This window comes from Bifidobacteriaceae bacterium (assembly GCA_031281585.1).
Lineage (GTDB): Bacteria > Actinomycetota > Actinomycetes > Actinomycetales > WQXJ01 > JAIRTF01.
In genome coordinates, this window is sequence record JAITFE010000022.1 from 18326 (window position 1) to 45226 (window position 26901).

The 26901-nt window shown below is 68.3% G+C and carries 18 protein-coding genes and 1 pseudogene; 8 read left to right on the plus strand and 11 right to left on the minus strand.

The genetic code is table 11. The annotated features are described in order from the left end of the window. Positions 1-20 precede the first annotated feature (20 nt). The 5 genes from LBC97_01905 to LBC97_01925 all read left to right on the plus strand — a co-directional run bounded on the left by LBC97_01905 (position 21) and on the right by LBC97_01925 (position 6511). Complete coding sequence (locus tag LBC97_01905; protein ID MDR2564815.1) at positions 21-1901, plus strand: APC family permease; 1881 nt, start codon at positions 21-23, stop codon at positions 1899-1901. Beyond that, a complete protein-coding gene (locus LBC97_01910; GenBank protein MDR2564816.1) occupies positions 1885-2955 on the plus strand; it encodes a GTPase domain-containing protein in 1071 nt (356 codons plus the stop codon). The genes LBC97_01905 and LBC97_01910 overlap by 17 nt, the downstream gene beginning before the upstream one ends. Continuing rightward, a complete protein-coding gene (locus tag LBC97_01915; protein MDR2564817.1) occupies positions 2952-4904 on the plus strand; it encodes a hypothetical protein in 1953 nt (650 codons plus the stop codon). The genes LBC97_01910 and LBC97_01915 overlap by 4 nt, the downstream gene beginning before the upstream one ends. Before the next feature lie 31 nt (positions 4905-4935). Then, entirely contained in the window at positions 4936-5499 is a 564-nt protein-coding gene (locus tag LBC97_01920; GenBank protein ID MDR2564818.1) for a hypothetical protein, read from the plus strand. Positions 5500-5821: 322 nt separating this feature from the next. Then, on the plus strand, positions 5822-6511 hold the full coding sequence (locus LBC97_01925; protein ID MDR2564819.1) for a hypothetical protein: 690 nt from the start codon (positions 5822-5824) through the stop codon (positions 6509-6511). Positions 6512-7090: 579 nt separating this feature from the next. On the opposite strand, the gene LBC97_01930 is transcribed toward LBC97_01925, so the two are convergent. From LBC97_01930 to LBC97_01975, 10 genes and pseudogenes are all read right to left on the minus strand, one after another. Next, on the minus strand, positions 7091-8035 hold the full coding sequence (locus LBC97_01930; protein ID MDR2564820.1) for a D-alanine--D-alanine ligase: 945 nt from the start codon (positions 8033-8035) through the stop codon (positions 7091-7093). 161 nt (positions 8036-8196) lie between these two features. Beyond that, positions 8197-9531, minus strand: a complete 1335-nt coding sequence (locus tag LBC97_01935) for a PLP-dependent aminotransferase family protein (GenBank protein MDR2564821.1) — start codon at positions 9529-9531, stop codon at positions 8197-8199. 10 nt (positions 9532-9541) lie between these two features. Next, the gene (trxA, locus tag LBC97_01940; GenBank protein MDR2564822.1) at positions 9542-9868 is read right to left on the minus strand and encodes a thioredoxin; all 327 of its coding nucleotides are present in this window, start codon (positions 9866-9868) and stop codon (positions 9542-9544) included. A 177-nt stretch (positions 9869-10045) separates the two neighbouring features. Then, the gene (trxB, locus tag LBC97_01945; GenBank protein ID MDR2564823.1) at positions 10046-11029 is read right to left on the minus strand and encodes a thioredoxin-disulfide reductase; all 984 of its coding nucleotides are present in this window, start codon (positions 11027-11029) and stop codon (positions 10046-10048) included. 22 nt (positions 11030-11051) lie between these two features. Beyond that, on the minus strand, positions 11052-13379 hold the full coding sequence (locus LBC97_01950; protein MDR2564824.1) for a hypothetical protein: 2328 nt from the start codon (positions 13377-13379) through the stop codon (positions 11052-11054). 188 nt (positions 13380-13567) lie between these two features. Next, complete coding sequence (locus LBC97_01955) at positions 13568-16165, minus strand: heavy metal translocating P-type ATPase (protein ID MDR2564825.1); 2598 nt, start codon at positions 16163-16165, stop codon at positions 13568-13570. Between the two features lie 209 nt (positions 16166-16374). Further along, the gene (locus LBC97_01960) at positions 16375-18018 is read right to left on the minus strand and encodes a hypothetical protein (GenBank protein MDR2564826.1); all 1644 of its coding nucleotides are present in this window, start codon (positions 18016-18018) and stop codon (positions 16375-16377) included. A 284-nt stretch (positions 18019-18302) separates the two neighbouring features. Continuing rightward, positions 18303-20456 (minus strand): DUF6049 family protein, encoded by a 2154-nt coding sequence (locus LBC97_01965; GenBank protein MDR2564827.1) that lies wholly within the window; start codon positions 20454-20456, stop codon positions 18303-18305. Then, positions 20453-20896 (minus strand): annotated as a pseudogene (locus LBC97_01970) (NUDIX hydrolase). The gene LBC97_01965 and the pseudogene LBC97_01970 overlap by 4 nt, the downstream one beginning before the upstream one ends. Positions 20897-22032: 1136 nt before the next feature. Further along, positions 22033-22632 carry a DUF2867 domain-containing protein gene (locus LBC97_01975; protein ID MDR2564828.1) on the minus strand — a complete coding sequence of 200 codons (600 nt, stop codon included), beginning with the start codon at positions 22630-22632 and terminating at the stop codon, positions 22033-22035. 401 nt (positions 22633-23033) lie between these two features. On the opposite strand from LBC97_01975, the gene LBC97_01980 reads away from it, so the two are divergent. The 3 genes from LBC97_01980 (at position 23034) to LBC97_01990 (ending at position 25159) form a co-directional block, all read left to right on the plus strand. Continuing rightward, positions 23034-23303: a hypothetical protein gene (locus LBC97_01980; GenBank protein MDR2564829.1), complete on the plus strand. Its 270-nt coding sequence runs from the start codon at positions 23034-23036 to the stop codon at positions 23301-23303. 118 nt (positions 23304-23421) lie between these two features. After that, the gene (locus LBC97_01985) at positions 23422-24849 is read left to right on the plus strand and encodes a CCA tRNA nucleotidyltransferase (protein ID MDR2564830.1); all 1428 of its coding nucleotides are present in this window, start codon (positions 23422-23424) and stop codon (positions 24847-24849) included. Continuing rightward, complete coding sequence (locus tag LBC97_01990; GenBank protein MDR2564831.1) at positions 24842-25159, plus strand: hypothetical protein; 318 nt, start codon at positions 24842-24844, stop codon at positions 25157-25159. The genes LBC97_01985 and LBC97_01990 overlap by 8 nt, the downstream gene beginning before the upstream one ends. 72 nt (positions 25160-25231) lie before the next feature. Here the strand turns inward: LBC97_01990 and LBC97_01995 are convergent, their stop codons facing one another. After that, on the minus strand, positions 25232-26860 hold the full coding sequence (locus LBC97_01995; protein MDR2564832.1) for a serine/threonine protein kinase: 1629 nt from the start codon (positions 26858-26860) through the stop codon (positions 25232-25234). Positions 26861-26901 lie beyond the last annotated feature (41 nt).

Sequence of the window (26901 nt, forward strand, 5' to 3'; positions counted from 1 at the left end):
GCTCTACCCAACGGCCCACCGTGCTGCTCTCGTTGTCGCCAACAGTTGTGCTTCTCGCGCTGGTCCTTGGGCTGGATCACACGGGTGCCGGTCCCCGTGCGCTTGAGTTGCTGGCTAGTTGGCCGCTGCCGGGTGGAACGGGATTCTGGCGGTGCCTCGCGACCCTGGTGTTCATCGGCGTCGGGATGATGCTCGCACTCGGCGCTGGCTACAGCCTCGCCAAAGATGAGCACCTGAGGCGGACATTCTGGCTGGTGGTAACGCCAGCCTTAGCGGCCGCTCTCGCGCTGGTGCTGTTCCTGGGCTGGGCGCGGCTCGGCAGCCTGATCGCTCCCTGGCCCCAGAACCCCTATTTTGCACCTGACCCGGCACTGTCAGGACTCAAGTTCATCGCGCTTCCAAGCCTGGGTGCCGGAATCAAGTGGGTCCTGGTGTGGCTTTGGCTGGCCGTCCCGTCAGGCCTCGCCTGGGCGGTCGCTGAATTGGCCGGAATAAAGCCGCGGTTCGCTGGGCTCGTGGCTTTCTTGGCCTCGACGGTGATCGTGGCAGCCGCATGGATTAGCAGCATTTGGACCGAGGGGCGGCTCCCCACTGGATTCATGGTGGGCGCAGCGGCTTGTTGCGCTGTGTACTCATTTTGGGACGTTATGTCGAAGAGGAAGTCGACGCCGACCGGAGTGCGCCTGATCACGTTCGTGCTCTTAGGTCCGTTCTACATCATCCTGGCGGCTGGGATCCTGGCGGGATCGGTGGGGCAAATTGGCTCGCTGCCGTACGCAGAAGCGGCCGGCTGCGCCGAAGGAGACATCCAGTTCGGCCCCGCATGCATCGAGCCGACAAAGGATTGGGTGCGAGCAACCGCAGAACAACTGGCGGAAGACCCTCTCCTCGAAGAACTTGGCCTGCGTGATGTGCGGCAGTTGACCAGCGAGGACTTCAAGGAGGCCACCGGGCTTACCACCGTCGTGTTCAAGCTGAAGAACCATCCCGAGGCCACGGTCTATGTCGCCTCGGGGCAAGCCCCGCTGTTCTATCCCGACTACGCCCCGCCGAAGGCCTGGACCGAAATCTACGCGGACGCCGCCACTGATAGGCAGCAGCTATCAGAGTCGATCGCTGCGCGGGCCTTCTATGAGGCTGCCGACTCGTCTGACAGAGCACCTTTCCAGGCCGGGGCCCACGTCAAGCTGGGCGGCAACGTTTGGTTCGATCAGTCCACCAATCTGCGGGTCCTAAATGGGACAGCCAGCCAACTTCGGCGCCTTGTGCTCCGGCAAGGCGAGACCTGCGGCCTCAAGACCACGTCCTGCGCGAGTAGCACCATGGTTTACGCCCATCTTGCGGTGCGGAGCGCCAGCCCCGCCCAGATGGACGCGATCAACCGCCAGGCCGAACGGCTGTTAGCTGGAGTCACGGCCAAGAATCTGAGTACCCTGGACCAAGCCTGGATAGCCCGCGATGTTGACGCCATCAAGGCTGCGGGTCTAGACCCGGGATTGCTCACAGTACCGGTCTCCGCAGACACACCGCCTTTCCCTCCGTTTGAGCTTCCCGAGGGAGCTCTGGCCCGGACCGACCTCAGCCTCGGCACCCGCGCAGACAACTATTTGTCCATCAACTTGCGTCTCTCGGATTCCGACAGTGTGATCTCTACCGCTTGCGAGACCCGAGACTGGGTGCCAGGCGTCCGTGGTTGGTGCCAATGGGAGCAGTGGGCGCTGGGCGAGGAGTCAGAATGGTACCAAGCTTGGTATTTCCACGACTTCGAGGGCGGAAGCAGCCGCGCTCAGGCCACTGCGGGAATCCACTCCAAGAGCGACGTCGCTCCGGACCAGAAGATCGTGGACAGTATTCTGGGCGAGATCAGACTCAAAGGACTCATTGATGCGGGAATTGACTAGGTGTCCCCACTGCACGCTGCCGGTTGACGTCGCGGCAGGCCTCAATGTCAACTGGATTGGGCTTGACGGCTCCGTTTACGCCACACGGCCCGATCCCATTGAGACCCCCACCCGTCCTCACTGCTCCAACGAGCGCGCTGGAGACCCGTGCGGTGCCCAGTTGGTCGAGGGACCCGCGCTTCTGGCCCTCATCGTGGGTTCGCACCGGTCCGGCAAGTCCAGCTTGGTTTGGGGGTTCCGCGAGCACCAGCGCAGTTTCCCGTTTGGCCCGTGGACTTTTCACATCGACGACGCCGCCGAGGAGACCTGGAGGGCAGTTTTCCGGTCGCGGGAGGCCACTCCGCGTCCAGAGAGAGGCCCGGCCCGCGCCAGCATTTACGCGATTACCGAGCCCGAAACCGGCAGGCGCGCCTCGTTGATGCTGTGGGACTTGGCCGGAGAGATGTTCGAGACGGTCAACGAAGTTCTGGCGCAGCCCTTCGTGCCATTCCTCGACCTGGTGATCATCACTGTGCCGCCGAGCGACCTATCCGTCCGCACGGATCCGGAAACTGACGCAAGGACGGGCGGCCGTGATTCGCAAGGCGCGTACGCCCAGTGGCTCGCGACGCTCAACAGCCGGTTCAAGTCCATCGACAAGCCGCGTTTGGTCGTGCTGGCCCTGACCAAGTGCGACGTGTACAAGGGACCAGACGGCTTTCCCCACGAATGCCTTAACCCTCGGTACCGGTTCGCCCGCGCGGCACCGCCAGGACAAGCCACCAATCGGCAGAACGTAGACGCCTTGCGCGCCCAGTGGGAAAGAGAAAGCCTGCTTCTCTTCGAATTCATGAGGGGTGCCGGCGCCGAGGGCATCGCGTCGGTCACTTCTCAGTTTTGCCCCGACTACCAAATCGTGGCGGTGTCTGGAACCCGCAAGGAGGAGGAACCTCCGCCAGAACGCCCGGAAGCCGCAGTACCTGCTCTGGCTGGCGCGCCCGACAGAGCGGGAGACCCGTTCGCCATGGCTCTATGGATGCACGGTTGGGGAGCCGATTTGGAGAAACAGCCATGACCGCAATGCCACCCACCCGACCCGGCTTTGAACAAGCTGTCTATTCATCCGCCACCTCCGGACTCTCGGGAGAGGCCGGTTTTGGCCTTGTGGCGACCAGTCCCGGCTGGGGTTTCACCGACGTCCCTGGCGGCGACCACGAGCTTCGGCGCCTGATCGGATTCGGCGCGAAGCGACGAGATCCGCGCGGCAGTGGCTTTTGGGCGTTCGACTTTCACCCTAAGCACCCTTGGGGGTCCGTCATCGTGGTGAAACGCCCGGCCGGAGACGACGCCAACGGCCGGCCCGGTAATTATGAAGCCCGCCTGCTCGTGGACTCTTCCGGCACCCTGACTCCGTCCGAAGCGGTGGCGGTGGCCGCCCGTGTGGCCGAAGGCACAGAGGTCTGGCAGCCCACCATGTCTGCTACCCGCGGACTCGAGCCAGTCAACTGGCAACCGGGCGAAGAGCAGTTCGAGCCACGGATGGTGGAGGCTTTCGTGTTGGGTGGTCTATTCGACGCGCTCGACCAGGGTAAGGGACTCGTTGTTACCGCGTCGGCCGAGGAATCGGTCGAGTTACTCGCCGGAATCGTTCGAAGTCTTCCCTGGCGGCTGGCGGCTGGCTTGTCCCTATCGTCCTACATCGACAATCCGCAAGCAGCGCAACGTTCCGGCATAGCCATTTTGGTGCCAGAAGTGGAGCCCTTGCGCCCCCCATGGTTTGAGGCACAGCCGCTCATTGCCGCAGACCGCGAAGCAAGCCTGCTCTACCCGCCCCAATCGGATGGTTCGACCGGTGCCACCCTACTAGCTGACTTGGCAACCGCCCGCTTCTGGAGCCCAAACGACTCGAACGCCTCGACCATCGACGAGTTGATCGCCGAGGTGCGGGAGAGCATCTATTTCAACCGTCCGAGCGCGGAACTCTCAGACGCCGAGTTGGTTGATCAGACGGCTGGGCTGAGCGATCGCCCAGCCCAAAGGCAGGCAGAGCTCGTCCGGGAAACTGCCGACCGCATAGCCGAGGGACGCTTCGGGGCGACCAACCCGTGGCAAAGATTCGACCCCCGCATCCGGAACCTCCTGCTGACTGCCTTGAAAGAGGCTTGGCAGGGTGCGCTCTCAGTCCTGGATCCTGTCATGGCGACCAACTTGCTGAGGCCAATGATCGAGTTGGGGACCCCCCCTCAAGATCTGGCACGAGAAGCCGCCTCCATACTGTCCCAACCCGCTGCGCCAATCACATCAGCGACTTCTCCGCTCGAGACATGGGTTGTGGCGCAGGCCGAGGCCGCGCCACTCACGGCGTGGCTGGGTTGGGGCTCTGCTGCCTGGCGGCATTCGGCGCTTCTGGCCAGACCAGCACTCAGACAGGACCTGATCAAAACGACGCTTCGGCATCCCGGTCAAATTGAGGACTGGCGTGCGGCCTCAGATGCCCTGCGCCGCCTCTTGGCCGAAGGCGCCGCCGATGAGTTGCTCCTGACTTGGCTGGCGCCCGACCGTTCAAGCTTTTCGGGCACCCCCGACAGCTCCGTCGCCGTGGACCAAGCCAGCTTTCACGTGTCGGCGCTGCTAAACGCCCTGCGGCACTTGGACGAGGACGTGGCGTTGAGCGTCCTCAGCCGAGCATTGGCCGGTGCCCAGCCCGCCATCCCTGGGCCCCACGGCCGCCCGGCACCGGTCGACGCGCCTCGTGTGGATGAGCGCGTGAATTGGCACCAGACGCCTCGACCGGGAGGTGCGGAGCAACGGCATCAGCCCCAGAAGCCTGACTCCCCGGCAACAGAAGAGAAAGCCCGGCGCTGCGCTTTGGGAGCGCTGCTTGGAAGCATGCTGACAAGAAAACGCAACCGCCGACTTCAGAAAGAGGCAGATGCGGAAAGTGACCAAGCGATTGACGCCAAACGCCAACCGATCGAAGAAGCTGCTCCTGGACTAGACGTCAGCGAGGCCCCTGATGGCTAGCGCCGGCAAAGGCCGCCGAATCATCGGTGCTGTGTTCGTTGCGTTTGCCGGTGCACAAGCGTGGGTGCTGGGTCTGAGTTGGGCGGCAGAGCCCGAAAGACCCCTCCAATTTGCGGCAGCACCGCTGCTCACCGTCAATACCACGGCCGAGGTCCGGCCCCAGGGCGCGGAAGACGGCTGGGAAGAAATCCTCGACCTGGAGGAAGGTCGTTGGGTGGACTTCCGGCTGCGAGTCGAGAACACAGGCGACGAGCCGCTGACCGGGCTGCGTATCAGGGCCACGTTGAGCGATTCCCTCTCTGGCGACCGCGAGCCGACAATGGTGCTGTCTACAGCCAAAGATTCGCCCAAGGACGTAAAGCGCGACCAATTTCTCGCCATAGACGGCTGGCCCATGCCGACCGTGCCGGCCAAGGGCTCTGTCACCGTCATCCTCTCCGCTGAGTTGGACCCTCCGGGATTCGGTGAGGACTCCGAATGCGAGCCGCAGTTGCACCATTTCCGAGCCGCGGTCGGCCCCCCAGCCGACCCGAGACAGATCACCGCAGCTGAGCAGGTGGCAGTCGGAACAGTGAGAGCCCTATGCCAATCATGACCGCAAGACCGGGGAGGATGATCCCATCGTGAAGGGTTCCTTTGCGGCGGCCCTCTTGCCTTGGGCAAGGTCCCTGAACCCGGAATCTAGAATTGTGGGCGTCTGGCGCTTGGCCGCCGCGACTGAGGATCACTCCGAAAGGAAGTCGACGGTGCGGTTCTTCCCGGACGGCACCTTCAAGGAAACTGAACGCGGACTACCTACCCATCGTGGCCGCTGGTGGATTGATGCCGAGGGACAAGGACATGGTGACTTTCGCGTGGAGATGGCCGGGCCCGTTAAGGCCGAGTGGCTGTACCCCCTTCCGTGGCACCAGCGGAGATTGCCCCAAGACCCTTTGGTTTGGCTGCTCCTAGTCGCCATCGTCGCTTTGAGCGTACTCGGCACAATGCTCCCAGGAGGCCTTTACGGCCACCTGGCCGATTCGGCCACAACCCGTGCGCTCGATTCAGCGGGTCCCTCAGCGGCAGCAATTGCTGCCGAGCAGTCCGCGCCGGCGGCGGGCGAGTGCCTATCGGTCTACCCGATGGAGCTTCATGACGAGCCGCCGGAAGACTGGCGCGACTCCACAGTGGCCTGCGACTCGACCAACGCCAACGTACGCATCGTGGACGTGTTCATGGGGGGGCAGACGGTGCCGAAATGCGATACCGACGCAACCGGATGCATGAGATTCGTGGACGCGGGGCAGACTTTCCACTTCAACGCCATTCCGCAACTGGGCCAATGCTTCTTCGGTTGGCGTTGGGATTCGGGCGGCTATTCCTGGCCCATACGCCCGATGCGATGCGGGACCGAGCCACCCGACTGGGTGCTTTCCCCAAGCGAGGAGTGGGCTGCGGAACACGGAACCACAGTCTCTGACGGTCACCTCACCGAATGGACAACCGAGGCCGTCCTGGCCGCTGACGGCACCTGCCCGGAGGGAATGTCGTACTGGACTGTCGATTTCTCCGAGACCGAGACAACTAAGGTCTGCGGATCCGGAAAACCGGTCGACGCCGCCGAGTGATCGCGCCAGGAAACTGCCCGACACACTGTGGCGGATAGGCGTGGGGGATGGACCTGCCGTCCGAAGGCACCGATATCCACGACCGGAGCGGCAGCACCGGCGGCAGTTCCCGCCGCACTGCGCTGCGGATGGCGCGTTGCGGGGCGAGCCGGATTATGACCGGTCAGCGGTCGACCGGCTGACCTCGGCATTCGACTTGATAGACATCAGCCAGCAAGTGATCGACGAGACGATCAAGCTGCGCCCGTTCCTGAAGGCCCTTGACTCGGTCCACCTCGCGACCGCCCAGGCTAACGGCTTGGCCCTTCTCTTGCCCCGAAAGCAGCTGGCGGGGCCTGCCCCAGCGGGCCTCCGCCTGGCCGCCGGGAACCGTTCCCCGCACCCAAACGACAAGGTCCTTCCCCGCTGTCCAGGCGGAAGGACCGTCCCCGGCAACCCGGCAAGTCCGCTGGCCCGGTGCCCAAGAAAAGCCTGTCCCAACTGCAGGGGCGGGCCCTGGCGTGGGCCGGAAATGGGGACGGTACCTTTTTCCGGCTCGCCGGAAAAAGGTACCGTCCCCATTTCCATTTCCCCGACCAGTTACCCCGCAGCTATTGAGGCTTCCGCCAAGGCGCGGTAGAGGGCGGGCAAGTGGTGGCCGGCCGCCAGGGCGGCCTGGGGGAGCAAGGACGTTTCCTGCATGCCCGGGGCCACGTTGACCTCCAGGAACCACGGCACGCCGGCGGCGTCCACGATCATGTCGGTTCGGGAGATCCTGGTCAGGCCCAGAACCTCGTGGGCCGCCAGGGCCAAAGCCGCCGCCGCGCCAGCGACACCCGAATCAACGCGGGCCGGGGTGAAGAACTCCGTGCGGCCCGGGTTGTAGCGGGCGTCGTAGTCGTAAGGCCCGTCGGTGACGATCTCCACCGCGGGCAGCGCCACCGGCCCGGACCCAAGGTCGATCACCGACACGGCCAATTCCGTCCCGGCCACCGACCGCTCGATCAGCGCGACCTCCCCGTACGCGAAGCAGTCCATCATGGCGCGGGGCAGGTCCGCCGGATCGACCACCTGCGTGACCCCCAGCGCCGAGCCGCCGTGCAGCGGCTTGACCACCAAGTCGGTCCCCAGCGAAGACGCCACCAGGTCCAACAGCGGGGCTGCGCCCAATTCCCGGAACAGCGACTGCGGGAACGTGACGTAGTCCGGCGTGGCCAGCCCCGCCCGGCGGATGATGGTCTTGGCGACCGCCTTGTTCCAGGCCGCGCGGGCCGCCCTGGGGTCTGACCCCAGATACGGCACGCCCGCCAACTCCAGCACGTCCCGCACCGAGCCGTCCTCCCCCAGCGCGCCGTGCAGCAGCGGCCACACCAGGTCGAAGTCCGCGCCCGCCAGCCGATCCATCAGCCGGGCGTCCAGGTCCGCCTCGACAACGCCGCAGCCCGCCTCCCGCAGCGCCTCCGCGACCCGCCGTCCCGACCGCAGCGACACGTCGCGTTCATGCGACAAGCCGCCCGCCAGTATCAACACCTTCGGGTTGGCCATCGTTCCGCTCCTTTGGGTTGCCTAATTTGTGCCCGATGCCGTCCGCCCGCCGCGTCTTCCCCCACGCGGTCGCAGCGCGACCGTTTGCGCCGCCCAGTCCGTCCGGCCACGCCTGCCCGTACCGCCTGCCCGATGCCGTCCGACAACTCCCAGCCCACCCGTCAGGCCACGTCCGGTGCCGGACTGGTGACGTCCGCGACCGAATCTGCGCCGGCCCCGGAAGGCGACCGGGCGGCATCGGCGGCGGCTGGGCCGAACAACGCGGCCAACTCGATCTCCTTGGCCAGCACACCCGCCAGGCGCCGCACGCCCTCCCGGATGCGTTCCGGCGTGGGGTAGCAGAAGGACAGGCGCATCTGCCTGTTCCCCTGCCCGTCCGCGTAGAACGCGGTGCCGGAGACGTAGGCGACCAGCGCGGTGGTGGCGCGCGGCAGCATGGTCTTGGTGTTGACGCCCTCCGGCACTGTCACCCAGGTGTAGAAGCCGCCCTCGGGCGTGCTCCAGGTGCATTCGGGCATGAGCTCCCCCAGGGACGCCAGCATGGTCTCGCAACGCTCGCGGTAGACCCCGCGATAGGCGTCGATCTGCCCCCGCCAGTCGCAGTTGTCCAGGTAGGCGGCAATCGACAGTTGGGAGGCGTGCGAGGGGCAAAGGATTGAGGCCTCGGAGGCCAACACCAGTTTCTCCCGCACCGCGTGCGGGGCCGCCGCCCAGCCGGTCCTGTAGCCAGGCGCCAGGGTCTTGGAGAACGACCCGAGGTAGATCACGCCGTCCTCGTCCAAGGAGCGGATCGCGGGCGTGATCTGGCCGTCGAAGCCCAGCATGCCGTACGGGTTGTCCTCCACCAGCAAGATGCCCTCGCGTTGGCAGATGTCCAGCACTTCCGCCCGGCGGTCAACGGGCAGCGTGACCCCCGCAGGGTTGTGATAAGTGGGACAGGTGTAAAGGAACTTGATGCGCCGCCCGGCCGCCTTCAGGCGCTTGACCGCCTCAGTCAGCGCTTCGGGAACCAGGCCGGCGTCATCCATCGGCACGTGTTCCACCCAAGCCTGGTAGGACTTGAAGACGGAGAGCGCTCCCACGTAGGAGGGCGCCTCGGCCAAGACCACGTCGCCGGGGTCGACAAAGATCCTTGTGACCAGGTCGAGGGCCTGTTGCGAGCCGGTGGTCACCACGACATCGTCCGGGTGGGCCTGAATCTTCTCTTCGGCCATCACCTGGGTGATGTGCGCGCGCAGCAGGGGATGGCCTTGGCCGTTGCCGTACTGCAGGGCGACGGCCCCCTCCGTGGCGATCAAGTCGGCTGTGACCTTGGCGATCAGGTCCATCGGCAAGGCGTCCAGGAACGGCATGCCGCCCGCCAGGGAGACCACTTCAGGCCGGTTGGCCACCGAGAACAAGGCTCGCGTCTCGGAGACCCGCAGCCCGTGCGTCCGCCCGGCATAGGAGCCGAACCAGGGGTCGAGCCGAGTTCCGCCGCCGGGGTTGGTTGACATGGGGGCGGCGTCAGCCGATGAACTCGGCCAGCTCCGCGGCCAGCAGCGGCTTGGGCTTGGCGCCCATCACGGTCTTGACCAGCTGGCCGTCTCGGTAGACGTTGAGGGTCGGGATCGTGGAGATGCCGTAGGCCTGGGCCGTCACCGGATTCTCGTCGGTGTTGAGGGCGACGAACTTCATCCTGTCGCCGTTCTCCGCCGCCAGCTGCTCCACCACTGGGGTGAGGAGGCGGCAAGGGCCGCACCATGGGGCCCAAAAATCAACTAGGACGGGCTTGTCGGCTTTCAGCACCTCGTCCTCAAACGTCGCGTCGGTAACCGCGTTCAGCGCGCTCATCGCAATGCTCCTTCATTCATCAACACTTGGCTTCATATCGTTTCATGGTTTGCGGGTATCCCTGGGCTACCGGCCCGCGCAATACCGCGTACCGACCGGCGCGCCCGGTTCCGGGGGTTGCCGTGAGCCCGCCCAGATTGGCGCAAGCCAACCTGACACGGCCCCAGCCCGGCCCGGTCAGACCGTGGACGCGGCGATGGCCGCGTCGGCGGCCAGTTCCTCCAAGTAGTCCTGGGCGTCCAAGGCGGCCTGGGCGCCGGTGCCGGCGGCGGTGATGGCTTGGCGGTACGTCCGGTCCACCACGTCCCCGGCCGCGAACACGCCCGGGATTGACGTCGCCTGGTGTTGGGCGTTGCCCGGCTCGTCCGGGGCCGAGGGCCCGTCGACAATGATGTAGCCGTCCTGGTCCAACGCGAGTTGGTCCTTGAACAGGTCCGAGTTCGGGGTGTGGCCGATCGCCACGAAGATGCCGTGGGCGTCCAGGCGCCGCGATTCGCCGGAGCGCAGGTCCCGCAGGGTGACGCCGCTGACGGCGCCCTCGCCGTGGATCTCCTCCACGACGCAATGCCAGGCGAACTCGATCTGGGGGTGGGCCAGGGCCCGTTCGGCCATGATCCGGGACGCCCGCAACTCGCCGCGGCGGTGCACAACCGTCACCTTGGAGGCGAACTTGGTCAGGAAGACGGCCTCTTCCATGGCGGAGTCGCCGCCGCCCACCACCACGATTTCCTTGCCTTTGAAGAAGAACCCGTCGCAGGTGGCGCAGTAGCTGACACCGCGTCCGCCCAGCCGTTTCTCCGACTCCAGGCCCAGCTCTTTGTAGGAGGATCCCGTCGCGATTATCACCGCGGCCGCCTCGAAATGCTGGCCGCCCAAGGTCTTGATCTCCTTGACGGGGCCTTCCAGCGCGACTTCCACCACGTCATCGAACACCAGCTTGGCGCCGAACCGGGTCGCTTGGCTGGCCATCCGCTCCATCAACTCGGGGCCCAGCACGCCGTCCGGAAAGCCCGGGTAGTTCTCGACCTCCGTGGTGTTGACCAGGTTGCCGCCGGCCGTCACCGACCCGGCGATCACCGTCGGCTCGTAGCCCGCGCGGGCCGCGTAAATCGCCGCCGTGTACCCAGCCGGACCTGAACCAATGATCACAACCTGCTCCACAACCAACTCCTTCAACGAACTCTTAGGTGACAACCCCAACGACCGGCGCGACACCGGGACTCAAGGGTACGCCAAGGTTGATCGCGCCGACGAGCGCCAGGATAACCAGCCCCAAGCACACGCAAGCGACCACCACCGCGATGAATGTGATGACGGGCCACCAGTTGCGCGTGGCCGTCACCTCGGGCGCCTGGGGTTGCGCCGGCAAGACATTATTGAACGAAGGCGCTTCGACGTCAAACAATCGGCGTTCGCCCCCAGCCGGGGTGGCGGGCACCGGCGCGGTTGGCGCCGGCAAGCCTTGGGGGGTGCCCGATGCCGTTCCCCCGCCCGCCGTCGCCGCCAAGAGTTGGTCCGCGACCGGCTCGGGCGACCACGTTTCGATCGGCTCCTCGACGGGGGCGGCCTCCGGTTGCGTGGAACTGGCCCAGTCGCGACCCGCCAAGAGGTCCACGGCCTGCGGGGAGCTTGGCGCCGCCATTCCCTCCAGGACCTGGCGAACCTTTTCGTCACGGGGTCCGGGCGGCACCTCGTCCCGCCTGATAGGCGTGGCCAGAGGGCCGGGACGGGGCAATTTGGCCCGATTCAGCGGCCGGTCGTAGTAGGCGGGCTCGTCTTCCCAGTCCTCGTCTTCTTCAACCGGGTCAAGGACTATGGTGGCGTCTTCGTCGGCGTCCCCCACCGCGACCGGCTCGTAGGTATATTCGTCATGGACCAGGGGCGGCACCGACGCCAAGACCTCGGCCAGGTCCTCCGGCAGCGGCGGCAGGGTGAACTCTTGCGGTTCGACGGGTCGCCTGGGGACCACTTTCGGGATGGCCGGACCGGGGGCGGGCGTTTCGGTCAGGTCCAGTTGTTCCGCCAACGAGGACAGGGCCGGGAGCGGGGTCGCCCTGGCCACCGGCCAGACCAATTCCTCTAGTCCCACCGGTTCGGGTTCGGCTTCATCCAAGTCTGCTGGCTCGTCCTCGAAGTCCCAGTCCTCTTCAAGGTCTTCGTCTCCATCCTCCTCGACGAACTCCTCCGCCAGGGCTTCGTCTCCGTCGAATCCGTCCTCGTCTTCAAGGCTGGCCTCAAGGTCCCATTCGGCCTGCGGCCGGAAGTCCGACTGAAGACCAGGCCCGGCGTTCGCCGCCAAATCCGGTTCGGGGTCCGCTTCGAAGTCTTCCCCGAGGTCCGCTTCGGGGCCGCCTACGCTGTCCGCGTCCGGGCTTTCCGTCATTCCCGGCGCGAGGTCCGCGCCGAGTTCCGCCAGGCCGGCGAACTCCCTCGCCGACCAGTGCCGCGTTGTCCCAGAGCCCGCGTCCGCGCTGGCCGGAGCCACAATCGCCTCGATCGCCGCCAGCCTGTCCTGGATGACGGCCTGGGTTGCCAGGGCCGCCACGTCGGCGTCCGTTGGCCGCAACGGCCGGGCGCCCGCTGGAAAACTGGAACGGACGGGATCCTCGGCGGGCAGGACCGCCTCCGCCCCGGAGCCCTGGTCATTGGGCTCCTCCTGGTCGGAGTCAGCCGAACCGGTTGGCTGCGCGGGCGGCGCCGCCTCGCGCGGAACCGGACTGCGGACAAACGCCGAATAGGGCAGGCTGATCCGCACGGTGGGCCAAATGCCGAGGTCTTCGACCACCTGGGCGGCGTCAGCGGGCCCCACCCCGCCGGTCGCCAGCGCCACCGCGCACAACGTGTTGAGGTCGCCGGGGACGCCCGAGACCAACTCGATCGGCGCGACGGGATTGCCCTCCCACAGCGGCGGCGGCGGCATGACGCTGGGGGTCTCACCCGGCCAGCGGGCCGTCAGCGCGGCGTACAGGATTGACACCAGCGCTTTGGCGTCTGCGGCCGCCGAGCTGACCGGGTCCTCATCCGCCCGGCCGCGAGCGGCCGCGTCCCAGGCCATGCCGCCAATCCTGACCGTGTCGCCCTTGCCCAAGAAGATCAGTTCCGGCCGCAGCGCCAGGTGGTGCACGTCATGCGCGGCCGCCTGGGCCAGCGCGGTGGCCACTTCGCCCGCCACCGCGCGGGCTTGGGCCGCTGGGAGCGGCCCCACTTCGGCCAGGGAAACGCCGTCCAGCGGGGCCGTCAACACGAACGAAATCCCGGAATAGCGTCCGGCGTCAATGATCCGGACTATCCGGGGGTCGTCAACCAGGGCCGCGCTGCGAGCCGCGTCAACCGCGTCTTCCGTGTGGTCGCCCGTCAGCAGGTGCACCTCGGTCTGACGCGAGAGGATCTTGTCGGTGGCGCGGAAGCGTTGCGCTCCCGGCAAGTTGGAAAACAATTCAGCGTCAAGCTGATAGCGACCCATTAGCAGGTCACCCATGTCGAGGTCGGGGCGCGACGATTTGGAATCCATGACCCTAGTTACTCCCGTTGGTGGTGCCGGTCATCTCAGTCATACTAGCGGCGCGGTCCCCCCGTAGTCCCAGACTGGCCGGGGCCGCCTCGGCCCCGGTTCGCCAGGCTGCGCCGGGACGCGGCCAGCCGACAACGCCCCCCGCTCTGCCCGCAGGGGCGTCCCCCTGTCCGGGGCCGTCCTCGGGTCTATTGGGACCAAGCTTTGAAGCGGCGCAGCCGTAGCGAGTTGGAGACCACAAACGCCGAGCTGAGCGCCATCGCCCCGCCCGCGATCAACGGCCCCAGCAGCCCAAACGCCGCCAGCGGCAGCGCGGCCGTGTTGTAGGCGAAGGCCCAGAACAGGTTCGACTTGATGATCCTGAGGGTCGCCTGGGACAGCCTGATCGCGTCCGGCACGGTCCGCAGATCGCCCCTCACCAGCGTCAGGTCGCTCGCCTCGATCGCCGCGTCCGTGCCGGTGCCCATCGCCATGCCCAGGTTGGCGGTGGCGAGCGCCGCCGCGTCGTTGATGCCGTCGCCAACCATGGCCACGGTGGCGCCGTCACCCTGGAGGCCCTTGATCACGTCGACCTTCTGACCGGGGAGAACACCCGCGATCACCCGGTCAATCCCGACCGCGTGGGCAATCGCCTCCGCCGCCTTCGGGTTGTCCCCGGTCAGCAGCACCGGCTCCAGCCCCAGCCGCTTGAGCTCCGCCACCGCTTGCGCCGAGGTCGGCTTGGGCGAATCCGCCACCGCGATGATCCCGCGCACGCGCCCGTCCCAGCCCACGGCCGTCACCGTCTGCCCGAGCTTTTCCGCCTGTCCCTGGGCCGTGGCCAGAGTCTCGCCCAAAGCCAAGCCTTGGTCGGTCACCCAGCCGGGTTTGCCCGCCCAAACCGTCACGCCTTCGACCACGCCGCGCACTCCCCGCCCGGGGGCGGCGGAAAAGCCGGCCACCGGCGGCAGTTGCGCTGGAGGGCGGCGGGGCCCGGGGAGCGTCCCGTTCTCGGCCGGACCCGGGCGGGACGCGATGCCGGTTCCGCCGACGGCCGGACCCGCGCCCGGCGCGGGAAAAGTCCCGGCCGGGTTCGGGCCGGACGCCGGAAGCACCCGGTTCTCGGCCGGACCTGCGCTGGTTCCGCCGACGGCCGGACCGGCGCCCGGCGCGGCAGAAGTCACGGCCGGGTTCGGACCGGACGCCGGGAGCGCCCCGACGGCGGGCGGGTTGGGGCTGGGGGTTGGGGGGACGGCATCGTGCGTGGCGTATTGCCTGATGGCGACCGCTATGGGGTGTTCGGAGGCGGACTCGACCGAACCGGTCAGGCGTTCGAACTGGGCGGAGTCCTGGCCCTCGGCGAGCGTCACGCCCGCGACGGCCATGCGGCCGGTGGTGACGGTGCCGGTCTTGTCGAGGACCACGGTGTCCACGCGACGCACCGATTCGAGCACCTCCGGGCCCTTGATGATGATTCCCAACTGGGCTCCGCGACCGGTGCCGACCAGCAGCGCGGTCGGGGTGGCCAGACCCAGCGCGCACGGGCAGGCGATGATCAGCACGGCGACAGCCGCCGTGAACGCGCGGGTGGGCTGGCCGGTGGCGATCAGCCAAGCGGCCAGCGTGACCAGCGAGATCGCCACGACGATCGGGACGAACACCCCGGAAACGCGGTCTGCCAGGCGCTGGACTTGGGCTTTGCCGCTCTGCGCGCCCGCCACCAAACGCGCGATCTGCGCCAGGGCGGTGTCCGCGCCAACGCGGGTGGCCTGGACCACCAGGCGGCCTTCGACAGCGATCGTGGCGCCGGTCACCGGGTCGCCGGGACCGACCTCGACGGGGACGGACTCGCCGGTCAGGAGCGAGGCGTCGACGGCGCTGGAGCCCTCGCGGACCACGCCGTCAGTCGCGATCTTCTCACCTGGGCGGACCAAGAAAAGGTCTCCTACCTGCAACTTCTGGACGGGGACCGGCCGTTCGGGGCCGCCCGGGCCGTCGGGGAGCAAAGTGACGGTCTTGGCCCCCAGGCCGAGCAGCGCGCGCAGCGCGGCGCCCGAACGACGCTTGGCGCGGGCCTCGAAATACCGCCCCGCCAAGATGAACACCGTCACCGCCGAGGCCACCTCAAGGTAGATCTCGGCGCGGTCGCCGCCCACCAAGGTGAACTCCATACGCATGCCCGGCATCCCCGCGCCGCCCAAGAACAGCGCCCACAGCGACCAGACGAACGCGGCGCTGACGCCCAGCGAGATCAGGGTGTCCATGGTGGCGGCGCCATGGCGCAGATTGGTCCACGCCGCCTTGTGGAACGGGAAGGCGCCCCAGACCGCCACGGGGGCCGCCAGAGTCAGCGACAGCCACTGCCAGTAGGTGAACTGCAGCGGCGGGATCATGGCCAGGGCCAGCACCGGGACGGTCAGCGCCGCGCAGATGACCAGGCGTTGACGCAGGCGGGCGGCCGGATCCGGCTCTGCGGCCTGTCCGCTCTCCGCGCTCGAAGCGTCCGAGTCCGCGCCCGGCGCCCCGCTCGAGGCGTCCGCCCCAGGGGTGCCGCCAGACGGCTGGATTTGCCGCGCGCCGTAGCCGGCCGCTTCGACAGCCTTGATCAAATCCTGGGCGGTGACGCCGTCCTCGACCTGCACGGCGGCGGTTTCCAGCGCCAGGTTGACGCTGGCCTTGACGCCCTCCAGCCGGTTCAACTTCTTTTCGATCCGTGCCGCACAGGCCGCGCACGTCATCCCCGTCAGCGCCAACTCCACGGTGCGCGGTTCGGCTTGGTCCTCGAGCTTCAGGGGGGTGGCCAGCATGCCATCCAACCTACGGACCGCGGGTATGCGGTTGCCGCTGTTTTCGATCAAGGTTCGATCAAGCCGCTTTCATATGGCTGAGGAGCGAGGAAGGCGTTAGCGCTGCGGGTCGGGTCCGGTCGGGGCGGGTCGCCTGTGCCGGGCCTTGCTGGCCCACATCGGCCCGTTCGGGCTGCGGCCGGCACAGTGCCCAAGGCAGCCAAAGAGGGTCAACCATGCTCACCAGCCGAGGCGGGCCGGCGCAGGCGCGCGAGGAGCGGGCGCGCGAAATCCGCCAACTGGGTCACTCCCAACAGGCGCAGCAGACCGACATAGGACACGGTGATGAGGAGGCCCACCACCACCAGGGCCGCCAGCGAGGTGGCCAGGCTGGCCGCGCCACCGCCGGGGAACAGGCTCAGCGCCAGCCAGCCAACCTCAGCGCTGAGGCACGCGGCGGCGCCCGCCCGCAGGTGCATCCATCCCAGTTCGCGGCCGTCAATCCCGTCCAGCCGGTCCCGCAACGAGGAAAGGCGGAGAATAGCGCCGGCTAGGAAGGAGAGGGTCTGCCCCAGGCCAATCCCCGTCACCCACCACGCGGGCGGCAGCAACCAGAAGCTCACCAGCGAAAAGCCCGCGAACAACAACGACATGGGGATCTGCAGGGCCAACAGCGTGCGGCCGTCTTCCAGCGCGAAGAAAACCCGTTTCACCAACAGGGTCATGCCCAGCGGGACCAGCCCCAACGACATGGCCACCACCGGCCCCACCAGGGCACCCACCTCCGGCAGGCTGATGCCCGGTTGCAGGACGCGCCCCAGCGGCAACGCCAACACCACCAGCAGGGCGGTGAACAGGAAACTGAACGCGCTGGTGGTCATGATCGCGTAGGACAGGTCCTGCCGGACCAGTTTCAAGGCCCCCGCCTGCACGTGTTCGCTCATGCGGGTGAACAAGGCCGTGGTCAAAGAAACCGTGATCAACGAATGGGGAATGATGTAGATGCTCAGGGCCAAAGTCAGGATCGCGTTCGAGGCGACCGTCTGACCAGGCGCGGCGTCCTGAGCGGCCGAGGCCAGCCGGATCGCCACCCACATTGCGCCCTGGCTGAACACCAAAGACAGCGCCGTCCAGCCGGTCATCCGCGCCGCCCGGCCCAGCCCAAAGCCGCGAAAACCCCAGCGCCAACGGGGGCGCAGCCCCAACCGGGCCATTGGGCCGACCAGGATCAGGGCTTGGACAGCTATCCCCAACGTGGCGGTTCCGGCCAGCAGCAGGGTCTGGCCAGTCCCCCACCAGGCGGCCGAGGCTTGGCCCGCCGCCGGTCCCGCTCCCCCAGCCCCAGCAGACACCGCGTGGTAGCGGCCGAAGGCGGCGATGAACACCCCGAAGCCGAGAATCGAGACCGCGTTGTTGGCCACCGGCGCCCACATCACCACCCCGAACACGTTGCGGGCGTTGAGCACCTGGCTCCAGAGGAGATAAATGCCGTAAAAGAAGACTTGCGGCAGACACCAATACGCGAACACCGTGCCCAGCCCAAGCTTTTGCGCGTCCCAGTCCTGGGTGAACAGAGTCAGCCAGAACCCGGCCGAGACGGTCAGCAACACGGTCAAGGCGCCCAGCAGCACCGTCGCCAGCGTGAGAAGCCGATGCACAAACTCCTCGCCCTGGCCCCGGCCAAAAGCCCGCACGATCTGCGGCACCAAGACCGCGTTGAGCACGCCCTCGGCCAAGATGGCGTAAAAGAAGTTCGGCAGGGTGTTGGCGGCGTCGAAGGCGTTGGCGGCCATGGTGCCGACGCCGATCGCCCCGCCCAGGACGGCGGCCCGCACCATTCCCGCCACCCGCGAGGCGGCCGTGCCGGACGCCATCGCCAAAGTCGAGCGCCCAATCGAAGGCGCCGCCGCCATGGGCTCCCGTTCGTTTCCCGCCGGAGACTGATCAACGGCACCCCGTGGCGCGGCCCGCGCGCCGGAAGCGCCGGGAAGACCGGAACGGGGCGAAACCGGTGAATTGGGAGCGCCGGTTGGCTCGCTCGCGCCGGCCGAACCCTTCCGGCCACGCCGCCCCGGCTTGGCGGGCTGGGCCGGCCGGTGGCTTTGCGCCCAGCGCCGAGCCGGGCGGGCGACCGAGGGGCGGTCCGGCGGCGGTTCACTCACGCAGCGGTACCTCCCGGAGGACTGGTCCCAGATCGGGACGTTCCGCCCGCACCAGCTTCCACACCAGGTTCCAGACCGAGTTCCGCACCAGCTTCCAGGCCGGGTTCCGCGTCGGTTTCCACGCCAGCTTCCCCGCCCCGCGCCCCGCCCCCGCGGCGCTGCCGCGGACGCGCCTGAGCCCGCCGCTTCTTCACCGTAGAGAAAATGCCGAACGCCAGGATCAGGGCCAAGATCCCGCCCGCGACGGCCGTGCCCACGGTCTCCCATTCGGCCTGCACCCGCATGGTCAAAGAGGCGGACTCGGCGACCGGGCGGCCCTCCGAATCAAGCAAGTCGACCCGCACCCGGAAGACGCCGTTGGCGACCGCGTGGACCGGCACCCGCGCCGTCACCAACGTGCCCGGATCCAGGTCCAGGCTGACCGGTTCGCCAGTCTGGATGGCCGTTGTCTGCGGGGTCAGATTCACCACCAGCCCAGTCACGGGCTCGTTGGAGGCGTTCCGGACGGTCACCGGCACCCGGCCGTCGTCGCTGATCAGATTGACGTCGCTGCCCGCCTCGACAGACACCGGCGGCACCGCCGTGGCGGCCTCGTCCAGCGCCACCGCCGCCGAACTGGCCCGGCTGGGCCCCGCCAGTGCGTTCGACAAGGGCGCCAACAGCGGCGGCAAAGAACGCTCCAAGTACGCTCCCGGATCCGGCGTCAAGGACGCGAACGCCATCATCCGGTCCGTCAAGGACACTATTTCGCGAAGCGAATCCGGCGGCAGGTCCGGCTTGGGCCTGAGTCCGCCTGTCTCCGGCAGTTCACCCCCAATGGGCGCGTTGACCGCCGCTGGCAACGGCGTTGACCGGACCCAGCTCGCCTCCGTGAGGACCCGCAGCAGGCCCCAGGCGCCCAGGTCGGGTTCCCAGCCGCGCGGCATGGCGACCACCGCCGAAGCCTGATAATCCTCCACCTGCGCCCGCTGCGCCAACCAGGCCGAGTCGGCCAGCACCTGGTTCGCCTCCAACCGCGCGCTTCCGCCGCTGGTCAACGCCTCGGTCAAGCCCGGGTCGACGGCAATCAACGCGGGCTGGCCCGCCCGTTTCGCCACCGCCCGGGGCACCGGCTCATCGAACTGATCGGGTGCCAGCAGGACGGCGCTGGAGCCCGCGTCCGCCATGAAACTGACGACGGCGCTGGTGGCCGGGCTGGCCGCCCAGGCGAGGCTCGCGGAGGTGCGGGCGGCTGGGACTTCTCCGACGGCATCGGACAAGGCGGACTGGCCGATCTCCCGGGCGGCCACCACCAAAGCGGCGGCGCTGGCCCCGGCCTGTGCCAACTCGGTTTCGTCGAGATCCTGGTACGGGAGCATGTAAACGGGCTTGCCCGCCTCAATGCCGTCCTTGACCGCCGTGACCAGCGCGTCAGCGTGAACATCAGACTCGGCGTCGCCGGCGGCCAGCAGCGCCGGATCAACCATCCAGGCGATCAAAGGGTCCGCACTGGCCTGCGCCACCCGGCCCAGGCGTTCCAGCGTCTGCGCCCTGGCTTCCCCCGGCGCCGCGGTCAAGCCTGCGGCCACGGAAAGGTTGAGGCGGCTCGTGACGTGCTCGGGCGGGGCGTAGGTGACGTAGGTGCGGTCGGCGGCCACCACCCCGCGCAGCGTCTCCAGGACCGCCGCCACGCCGCGGGGACCCCAACCGGGCTCGCCGTCTCGGATGCCCAGGTTCATGCTGTTCGGGCCGCTCGCCCTCTTCGTCAAGGTGAATGTCTGCGACTGTCCGGGCTGGATTTCCACATTCTCCGCCGTGTCGGCGATCCACGCCTCCTCGGCCACGTCTTGGACGCCCCTGTCGCACCAATCGATCAGCTCCTGCCGCGTCTCAAACATGTCCGAGGCGACCGACAGGTTCACGTTCCCGCGCCACACCTTGCCGGTCCGGTTGTCCACCCGCACCGTCATAGTCATGGTCTCTTCCGGGTCCGTCAGCACCGGCGTGGAACTCAGAATCCTGATGCTCGGGTCGTCGGTCTTGGCCGCCGCCGCCGGCCTGTCCGCTGCGGCGGCCTCCGCCACGCCCACGCAGCCCCGCGCCGGCCCAGCCATCAACCCGAGCACAGTGGCGGCCACGGCGACGCCAACTACCGTCTTAATCCAGGTCATTCCGCCCCGTCCAGCAGCCGCCGCGCCACCTGCACCAGACGGCGCTCGTTGGGATAGGCCAGGCGTTCCCGCAGTTGGTCCAACGGGACCCAGGCGGCGTCCTCCGCTTCCGCGTCCGGGTCGTCCTCGGCCGTCAACTGGCCACCCTGCGCCGAAAGAAGGTAATGGTGCACAATCTTGTGGACCCGGTGGCCCTCGCCCAGGAACCAATAGTCAATGGTGCCGATCCGCTTGATGACCTGCCCCTGGATGCCCGTCTCCTCGTGGATCTCCCGAACCGCAGCCTGCGCCGGGCTTTCGCCGGGTTCCAAGTGCCCTTTCGGCAGGCACCATTCCAGCCGCCCGCCCCGGTTCCGTCTGGCGATCACCGCCGCCTGCGCCACCCCGTCAATCGCGTCCACTACCAGGCCGCCCGCCGAGATTTCCTCGATCACCGGCAGCGGCCCCGCCCCGACAGGCGCCTGATGGTCACTGGACACGACAGCCAGCCTACCGAGCATCCAGGGCTTCGCTCCATCAACCGCCTGGCAGCGCCACTCAAAGCCGATTTCGGCCCGGCCTTGCGCCGCCCGCTCCGGCCCCTGGCTTCGGCCCTTGAGACATCCAGGCCGCCGGGGGAGGCTCTTGGCCCCGGCCCGCCCCGCCGTGGCCAACCGCCCGACGGCCCGCCGCGATGCGCGGAGTTCCCGCGCGCCGCCCACCGGTGATCGACACCACCGTCCGGGTGGTGTCGTTGCCGGGTGCCCCTCGCCCAATGCCGCCCGGCCCGGTCCCAACGTTTCCACTGGTCAGCGGGTTTCCCGCCTTCGAGGACGCCTCCGGCCGACACCCGCGATCGACACCACCGTTTGGGTAGTGTCGTTTTCGGGTGTCTCGCGCCCGACGCCGCCCGGTCCGGTCCCAACGTTTCCCCTGGTCAGCGGGTTTCCCGCCTTCGAGGCCCCCTCCGGCCAACACCCGCGATCGACACCACCGTTTAGGTGGTGTCGTTGCCGGGTGCCCCGCGCCCGGCGCCACCAGGCCCGGTCCCAACGTTTCCCCTGGTCAGCGGGTTTCCCGCCTTCGAGGCCCCCTCCGGCCAACACCCGCGATCGACACCACCGTTGAGGTGGTGTCGTTGCCGGGTGCCCCTCGCCCGGCGCCACCAGGCCCGGTCCCAACGTTTCCCCTTGTCAGCGGGTTTCCCTCTTTTGGGGCCGCGTCCGGCCAACACCCGCGATCGACACCACCGTTGAGGTGGTGTCGTTGCCGGGTGCCCCTCGCCCGATGCCGCCAGCCCGGTTCCAACGTTTCCCCTTGTCAGCGGGTTTCCCTCTTTTGGGGCCGCGTCCGGCCAACACCCGCGATCGACACCACCGTTTAGGTGGTGTCGTTGCCGGGTGCCCCGCGCCCGGTGCCGTCCGGCCCGGTCCCAACGTTTCCCCCGGTCAGCGGGTTTCCCGCCTTCGAGGACGCCTCCGGCCGACACCCGCGATCGACACCACCGTTTGGGTAGTGTCGTTTTCGGGTGTCTCGCGCCCGACGCCGCCTGGTCCCGTCCCAGCCTTTACGCGCGTCAGGCCATTTGCCCGGCGCGTCACGGTTGGTTTGAACGGTCCTTCTGTGGGGGGCTGGCCGGGACGTGGGCTTGGCGGAGCATCGCGCGCGTCAGCCACGGATGGAACAAGCTCACCACCGGCCAATAGAGCTGGCCCAGCGCGCTCTTCAACCTGAGCATGGTTGTGACCGTCACGCGGCCGCCGGCCGTCGCGATTCCGACCCGGAAGTCAAGGTGCTTGTCATCCACGCCCAGCACAACCTCGTCCGAACCCTGGTCAATCAGCGGGAAGCCAGTGTAAGGGGCGTCCTTCACCAGGCTGGTGGCCGGCGCCAGACCGAACGGGCGGACCAACGCGTCCCGCACCGCGAAGAGGGCCACAACCACCGGGGACAGGGAGATGACGGCGTGGGCCCACTCGACGGCATCGGCGGTCTCGTTTGGCTTGACCGACGCTGCCCAAGCGTCGACCGCGCGGAAGCCCTCACTGTGCCGCCAGAGCAACTGGCTGGGCGCCGGTTCCTCCTTGCGCGCCGCCCGCTCCCCCGGCTTCGCCAATTCCCAAACGGCCCAACCCAGGCCCAGGCCAATGAGCCCCGCCACCCCGGCAAACGCCCGCCGCCAAGCCAGGCCGACCATGGAACACCCCTTCCTCCTGAACAAGGCCCCACCAACCAGGATGCCACCGCGGCTCAGGGTTGACTCACACGCGCCAGGGCCAACCCGCACCCGTTGATAGATCGGCGCAACTATCACAAGCTGGATAGTTGGTTGCCGTGCTGCGCGACCCGGCCCTCGTGCCAACGGGACCCGCAGACGGGCGCGCAGGATGGCGGAGCCCCCGCGAAACCCAAGCCGATAGAGTTTTCCCCGTTCTGTTTGGCACCCTGGGCAGCGTGGCGCGTGTTTTAGTGGCCGGTGTCCTGATCATCGATGGAGAAACGGGACGGCGAAGACGCCAACCGTGCCCTGCTCGAACTCGCCCAGGATCCAGCCGGCGACGTGGGGGCAGCTGTCGCAAAGGCGTTGTCCCGCGTCAAATGAACGAGGTCCCTCGGTCCGTACTGGCGTGGGCCGTGCGACAAGCCGACTTCGGCCTGGAGTTCGAGCTCTCCCCGTCCGAATCCTTGACCGTAGCTCTGCGGCAAGTAGAAATCTCGTTCCTACTCAAGGCCGGTTCCCATGCCGCTGTCATGGAAGTGCTTGAGCAGTTGGCTTGGGATTCGCAGTCCAGCGCCCAGTTGGACAAGCAAGCGAAACTCAACATCCTTGAGGCGCTGCGCGGTTGCTGGGACGAGATCCACCCCTGAGCAGGCTTTCGCGCCCCGAGTCCAAGCCCGGGCCGGGCGCGGGCGCTGCGTCCCCGCTAGCGGGCGGGCTCGAATAGGCTTTGTTGCCGTGTCCCAACCAAAATCTGAGCTAGGCGGGGTGTTCGAGCGTGCGGCGGCGCACGTCATCGGGCAGATACCGAAGGAGGCCCAAGAACTGGGCCGGGCGTTCGCGGCCGAAGGCGCGGAATTGGCGCTGGTGGGCGGGCCGGTGCGGGACCTGCTGCTGGCGCGCGGGCTCGAAGACCTCGACCTGGCGACCAACCTGCCGCCGGAGCGGACCCTTGAGATCCTGAAGCGGTGGGCCTCGAAAACCTGGGAGGTGGGGCGCGCGTTCGGCACCGTGGCGGGGCGGCGGGGCGACACGGTGGTGGAGATCACGACCTACCGCACCGAGGAATACCAGCCGGATTCGCGCAAACCCGCGGTTACGTACGGGGACTCGTTGGAGGGGGACCTGTCGCGGCGGGACTTCACCATCAACGCGATGGCGGTGCTGCTGGCCCCCGAGCCGCGCTTCACGGACCCGTTCGGGGGGCTGCGGGACTTGGCGGCGGGGTTGCTGAGGACGCCGGTGGCCGCCACCCAATCCTTCGACGACGACCCGTTGCGCATGATGCGCGCGGCGCGGTTCGCCGCCCAACTGGGGTTCGACGTGGACGAGGACGCGGTCGCCGCGATGACCAAGCTCGCAGACCGGATTGAAATAGTCTCCGCAGAGCGGGTCCAGGCGGAACTGGTCAAGCTGATGCTGGCGCCCCAGCCGCGCCGGGGCCTTGAGCTCATGGTTTACACCGGCCTGGCCGAACATGTGCTGCCGGAGTTGCCAGCGCTGCAACTCGAAATCGACGAGCACCACCACCACAAAGACGTCTACGAGCACACGCTGACCGTGCTGGACCAGGCGATCGCGCTGGAGACCAGGCCCGATGGCGCGGTGCCGGGACCGGACCTGGTGTTGCGGTTGGCGGCGCTGCTGCACGACATCGGGAAACCGGCGACCCGGCGTTTCGAACCCGGCGGCGGGGTGTCCTTCCACCACCACGAGGTGGTGGGCGCGAAGCTGACGGCCAAGCGGCTCCGCGCGCTGCGCTTCGACACCGCCACCGTCAAGGACGTGTCCAAGCTGGTGGAGTTGCACCTGCGCTTCCACGGCTACGGGGAGGGCGAGTGGAGCGATTCGGCGGTGCGCCGGTACGTCACGGACGCGGGGCCGCTGCTGGAACGCCTGCACCGGTTGACCAGGGCGGATTGCACCACGCGGAACCGGCGGCGGGCGGAACGGCTCTCGTTCGCGTATGACGACTTGGAGCGGCGGATCGCGGAGTTGGCGGAGCAGGAGGAGTTGCGGGCGATCAGACCCGACCTGAACGGTGACCAGATCATGGCGATCCTGGGGATCAAGCCCGGCAAGGACGTCGGCCGGGCCTACCGGTACTTGCTGGAACGCCGCCTCAACGAAGGCCCGCTCGGCGAGGAGGCCGCAACCGAGGCCCTGAAGGAATGGTGGGCGGGACAGCGTGCGTGAAGAGCTCCGGCAGCAGGCCCATCCCAAGATCCGGTTCGTGACCGAATTGGGCGGCGAGCGCAGAGCCGCGCTTTCCAACGGCCCGCAGGTTTGGACCGTGGCCGAAGCCTGGCTGGCCCACACCGGCGGGGACCGGGATGTGGCGACCGTGGCTCACTCGACTGGCCTGACAACAACCGAGGTCGAAGCGGCGCTGGCCTATTGGGCCGACTTCCGCGAGGAGATCGACCAGCTATTGGCACGGCAACGGCAGGCCCAAGACGACGCCCTGGCCGCTTGGGAGCGCCCTGAGGCGCTCAACTCCGCCTGAGCACAAATCCTCGCTCAACGGAAGTCAACGTCCCACGGCGGGCCGCCTAGCAGCGCGGCCGCCGGCTCCCGCCTATGGGTTCCCAGGCCAGGTTGCCAGCGCCGCCGTCGTCCCGGCCGCCGCCAGCAGCAATAGGGTGGCAAGCCAGCGGGCCAGCGGGGTCCAGAGCAGGCCGCGCAAGATGGTCCGCAAGCCCTGGCGGGTTTCCGCCGCAGACGGGCCCCACCAGGCCAGCATCAGTCCGACGGCCACGCACACGGCCGCCGCTTGCGGCTGAGCCTGGCCCACCCCGACCACGTTTACCGCCACCGCGTAGCCAGCCCCGCCGATCGCGCCCGCCAGAGCCAAAGCCGGGATGGACCCGCCCAGGCCCCGCAAGAAATACCAAGGCAGTGCCAAGACCGTGCGCGTCCGGTCGGAGGGCCGCGGCCCCCGGCGGTAACGCCGCGCCGCCACCGACTCAACCCCCACCCAGACCGCGCGCGCCACCACCAGGGCGCAGGCCGCGACCCCCACAGCCACCCACGGCCAGTGCAGCGCCGCCGCGCTGAGCAGCGCCCACAGCCCAAACGTTAGGGCACGTGCCGGCTGCGGCGGCGACGGGTAGGGCTGGGGTGGGGGGACGGCATCGGCGGCGTTTGCAGGAGACGCCCCGGACGGCGGGTACGCGGGCGCCGGGTAGGCCTCCCCCATGCCCGATGCCGTCTCCGCGCCCCCAGCCCCCACCCGCCCGTCGCTGAGCCACGTTCGGTAGTCGACCCGGCGCGGCTCGCGCCAGGGCGGCTTGACGGGTTCCGTCCACAGGGCGTCCCGTGGGTCCAAAGCGGGCTCGGTCAGACCTTCCTCAAGGACGGGGGCTACCCGCGTTGGCGGCAGCCGCTCCGCACCCAGCCCGTCCACCACAGTGTCCACCGGGTTGATCGCGGACGCGAGCTCGGAAAGGCCGAGGCGGCGGTCCGGGTCGGGGGTCAGCGCCTGTCTGAAGGCTTTGGCGATACGGGGCGGCAGGCCCTCCACATCCGGCACGCCGTCCAGCACCCTCGCGAGCACCGCCTCCACCGCGCCCGTGCCGAAAGGCTGGCGCCCGGTCGCGGCGTTGAGCAGGAGCGCGGCGGCCGCCCAGCGGTCGGATTCGGCGCTCGGGTCGGCCCCCCGCAGGAGTTCCGGCGACACGAAGCCGGGCGTGCCCGCCACCAGGCCCGCCGCGGTCAACCGGCCCGCACCCGTGTCTTGCGCAATCCCGAAGTCGATCAGAACCGGCCGACCGTTCTTGTTCAGGACCACGTTGGACGGCTTGACGTCTCGGTGGAGCACCCCGGCGGCGTGGACCGCGTCAAGAGCCCAGTCGAGGTCGCGGGCCAGGTCCGCCAGCTGTTCCGGTGTCCAGGGTCCGTGGGCGGTGATGTCGCGGGCCAGGGAGACGCCTTCGACCAGTTCGGTGACTATAAAGGCCTCCGCGCCGTCCAGTTCGGCGTCCACCACCTGGGCCACGAACGGGGAACGGATGGCGCGCTGGGCGGCGACTTCGCGGCGCAGGCGCTGGCGCGAGGCGGGGTCTGCGGCCGAATTCGGGTGGAGGAGTTTGAGGGCCACAGGCAGCCCTTCGGCGTCCCGCGCGCGGTAGACAGTCCCCGACGCGCCCGAACCGAGCACCCCGGCCAGCACGTAGCCGCCCAGCTCGGTGCCGATGGGCAGGGTCATGGACTGCATTTGTTCAACTTACCGTCCGTGCCGTCTGGTGG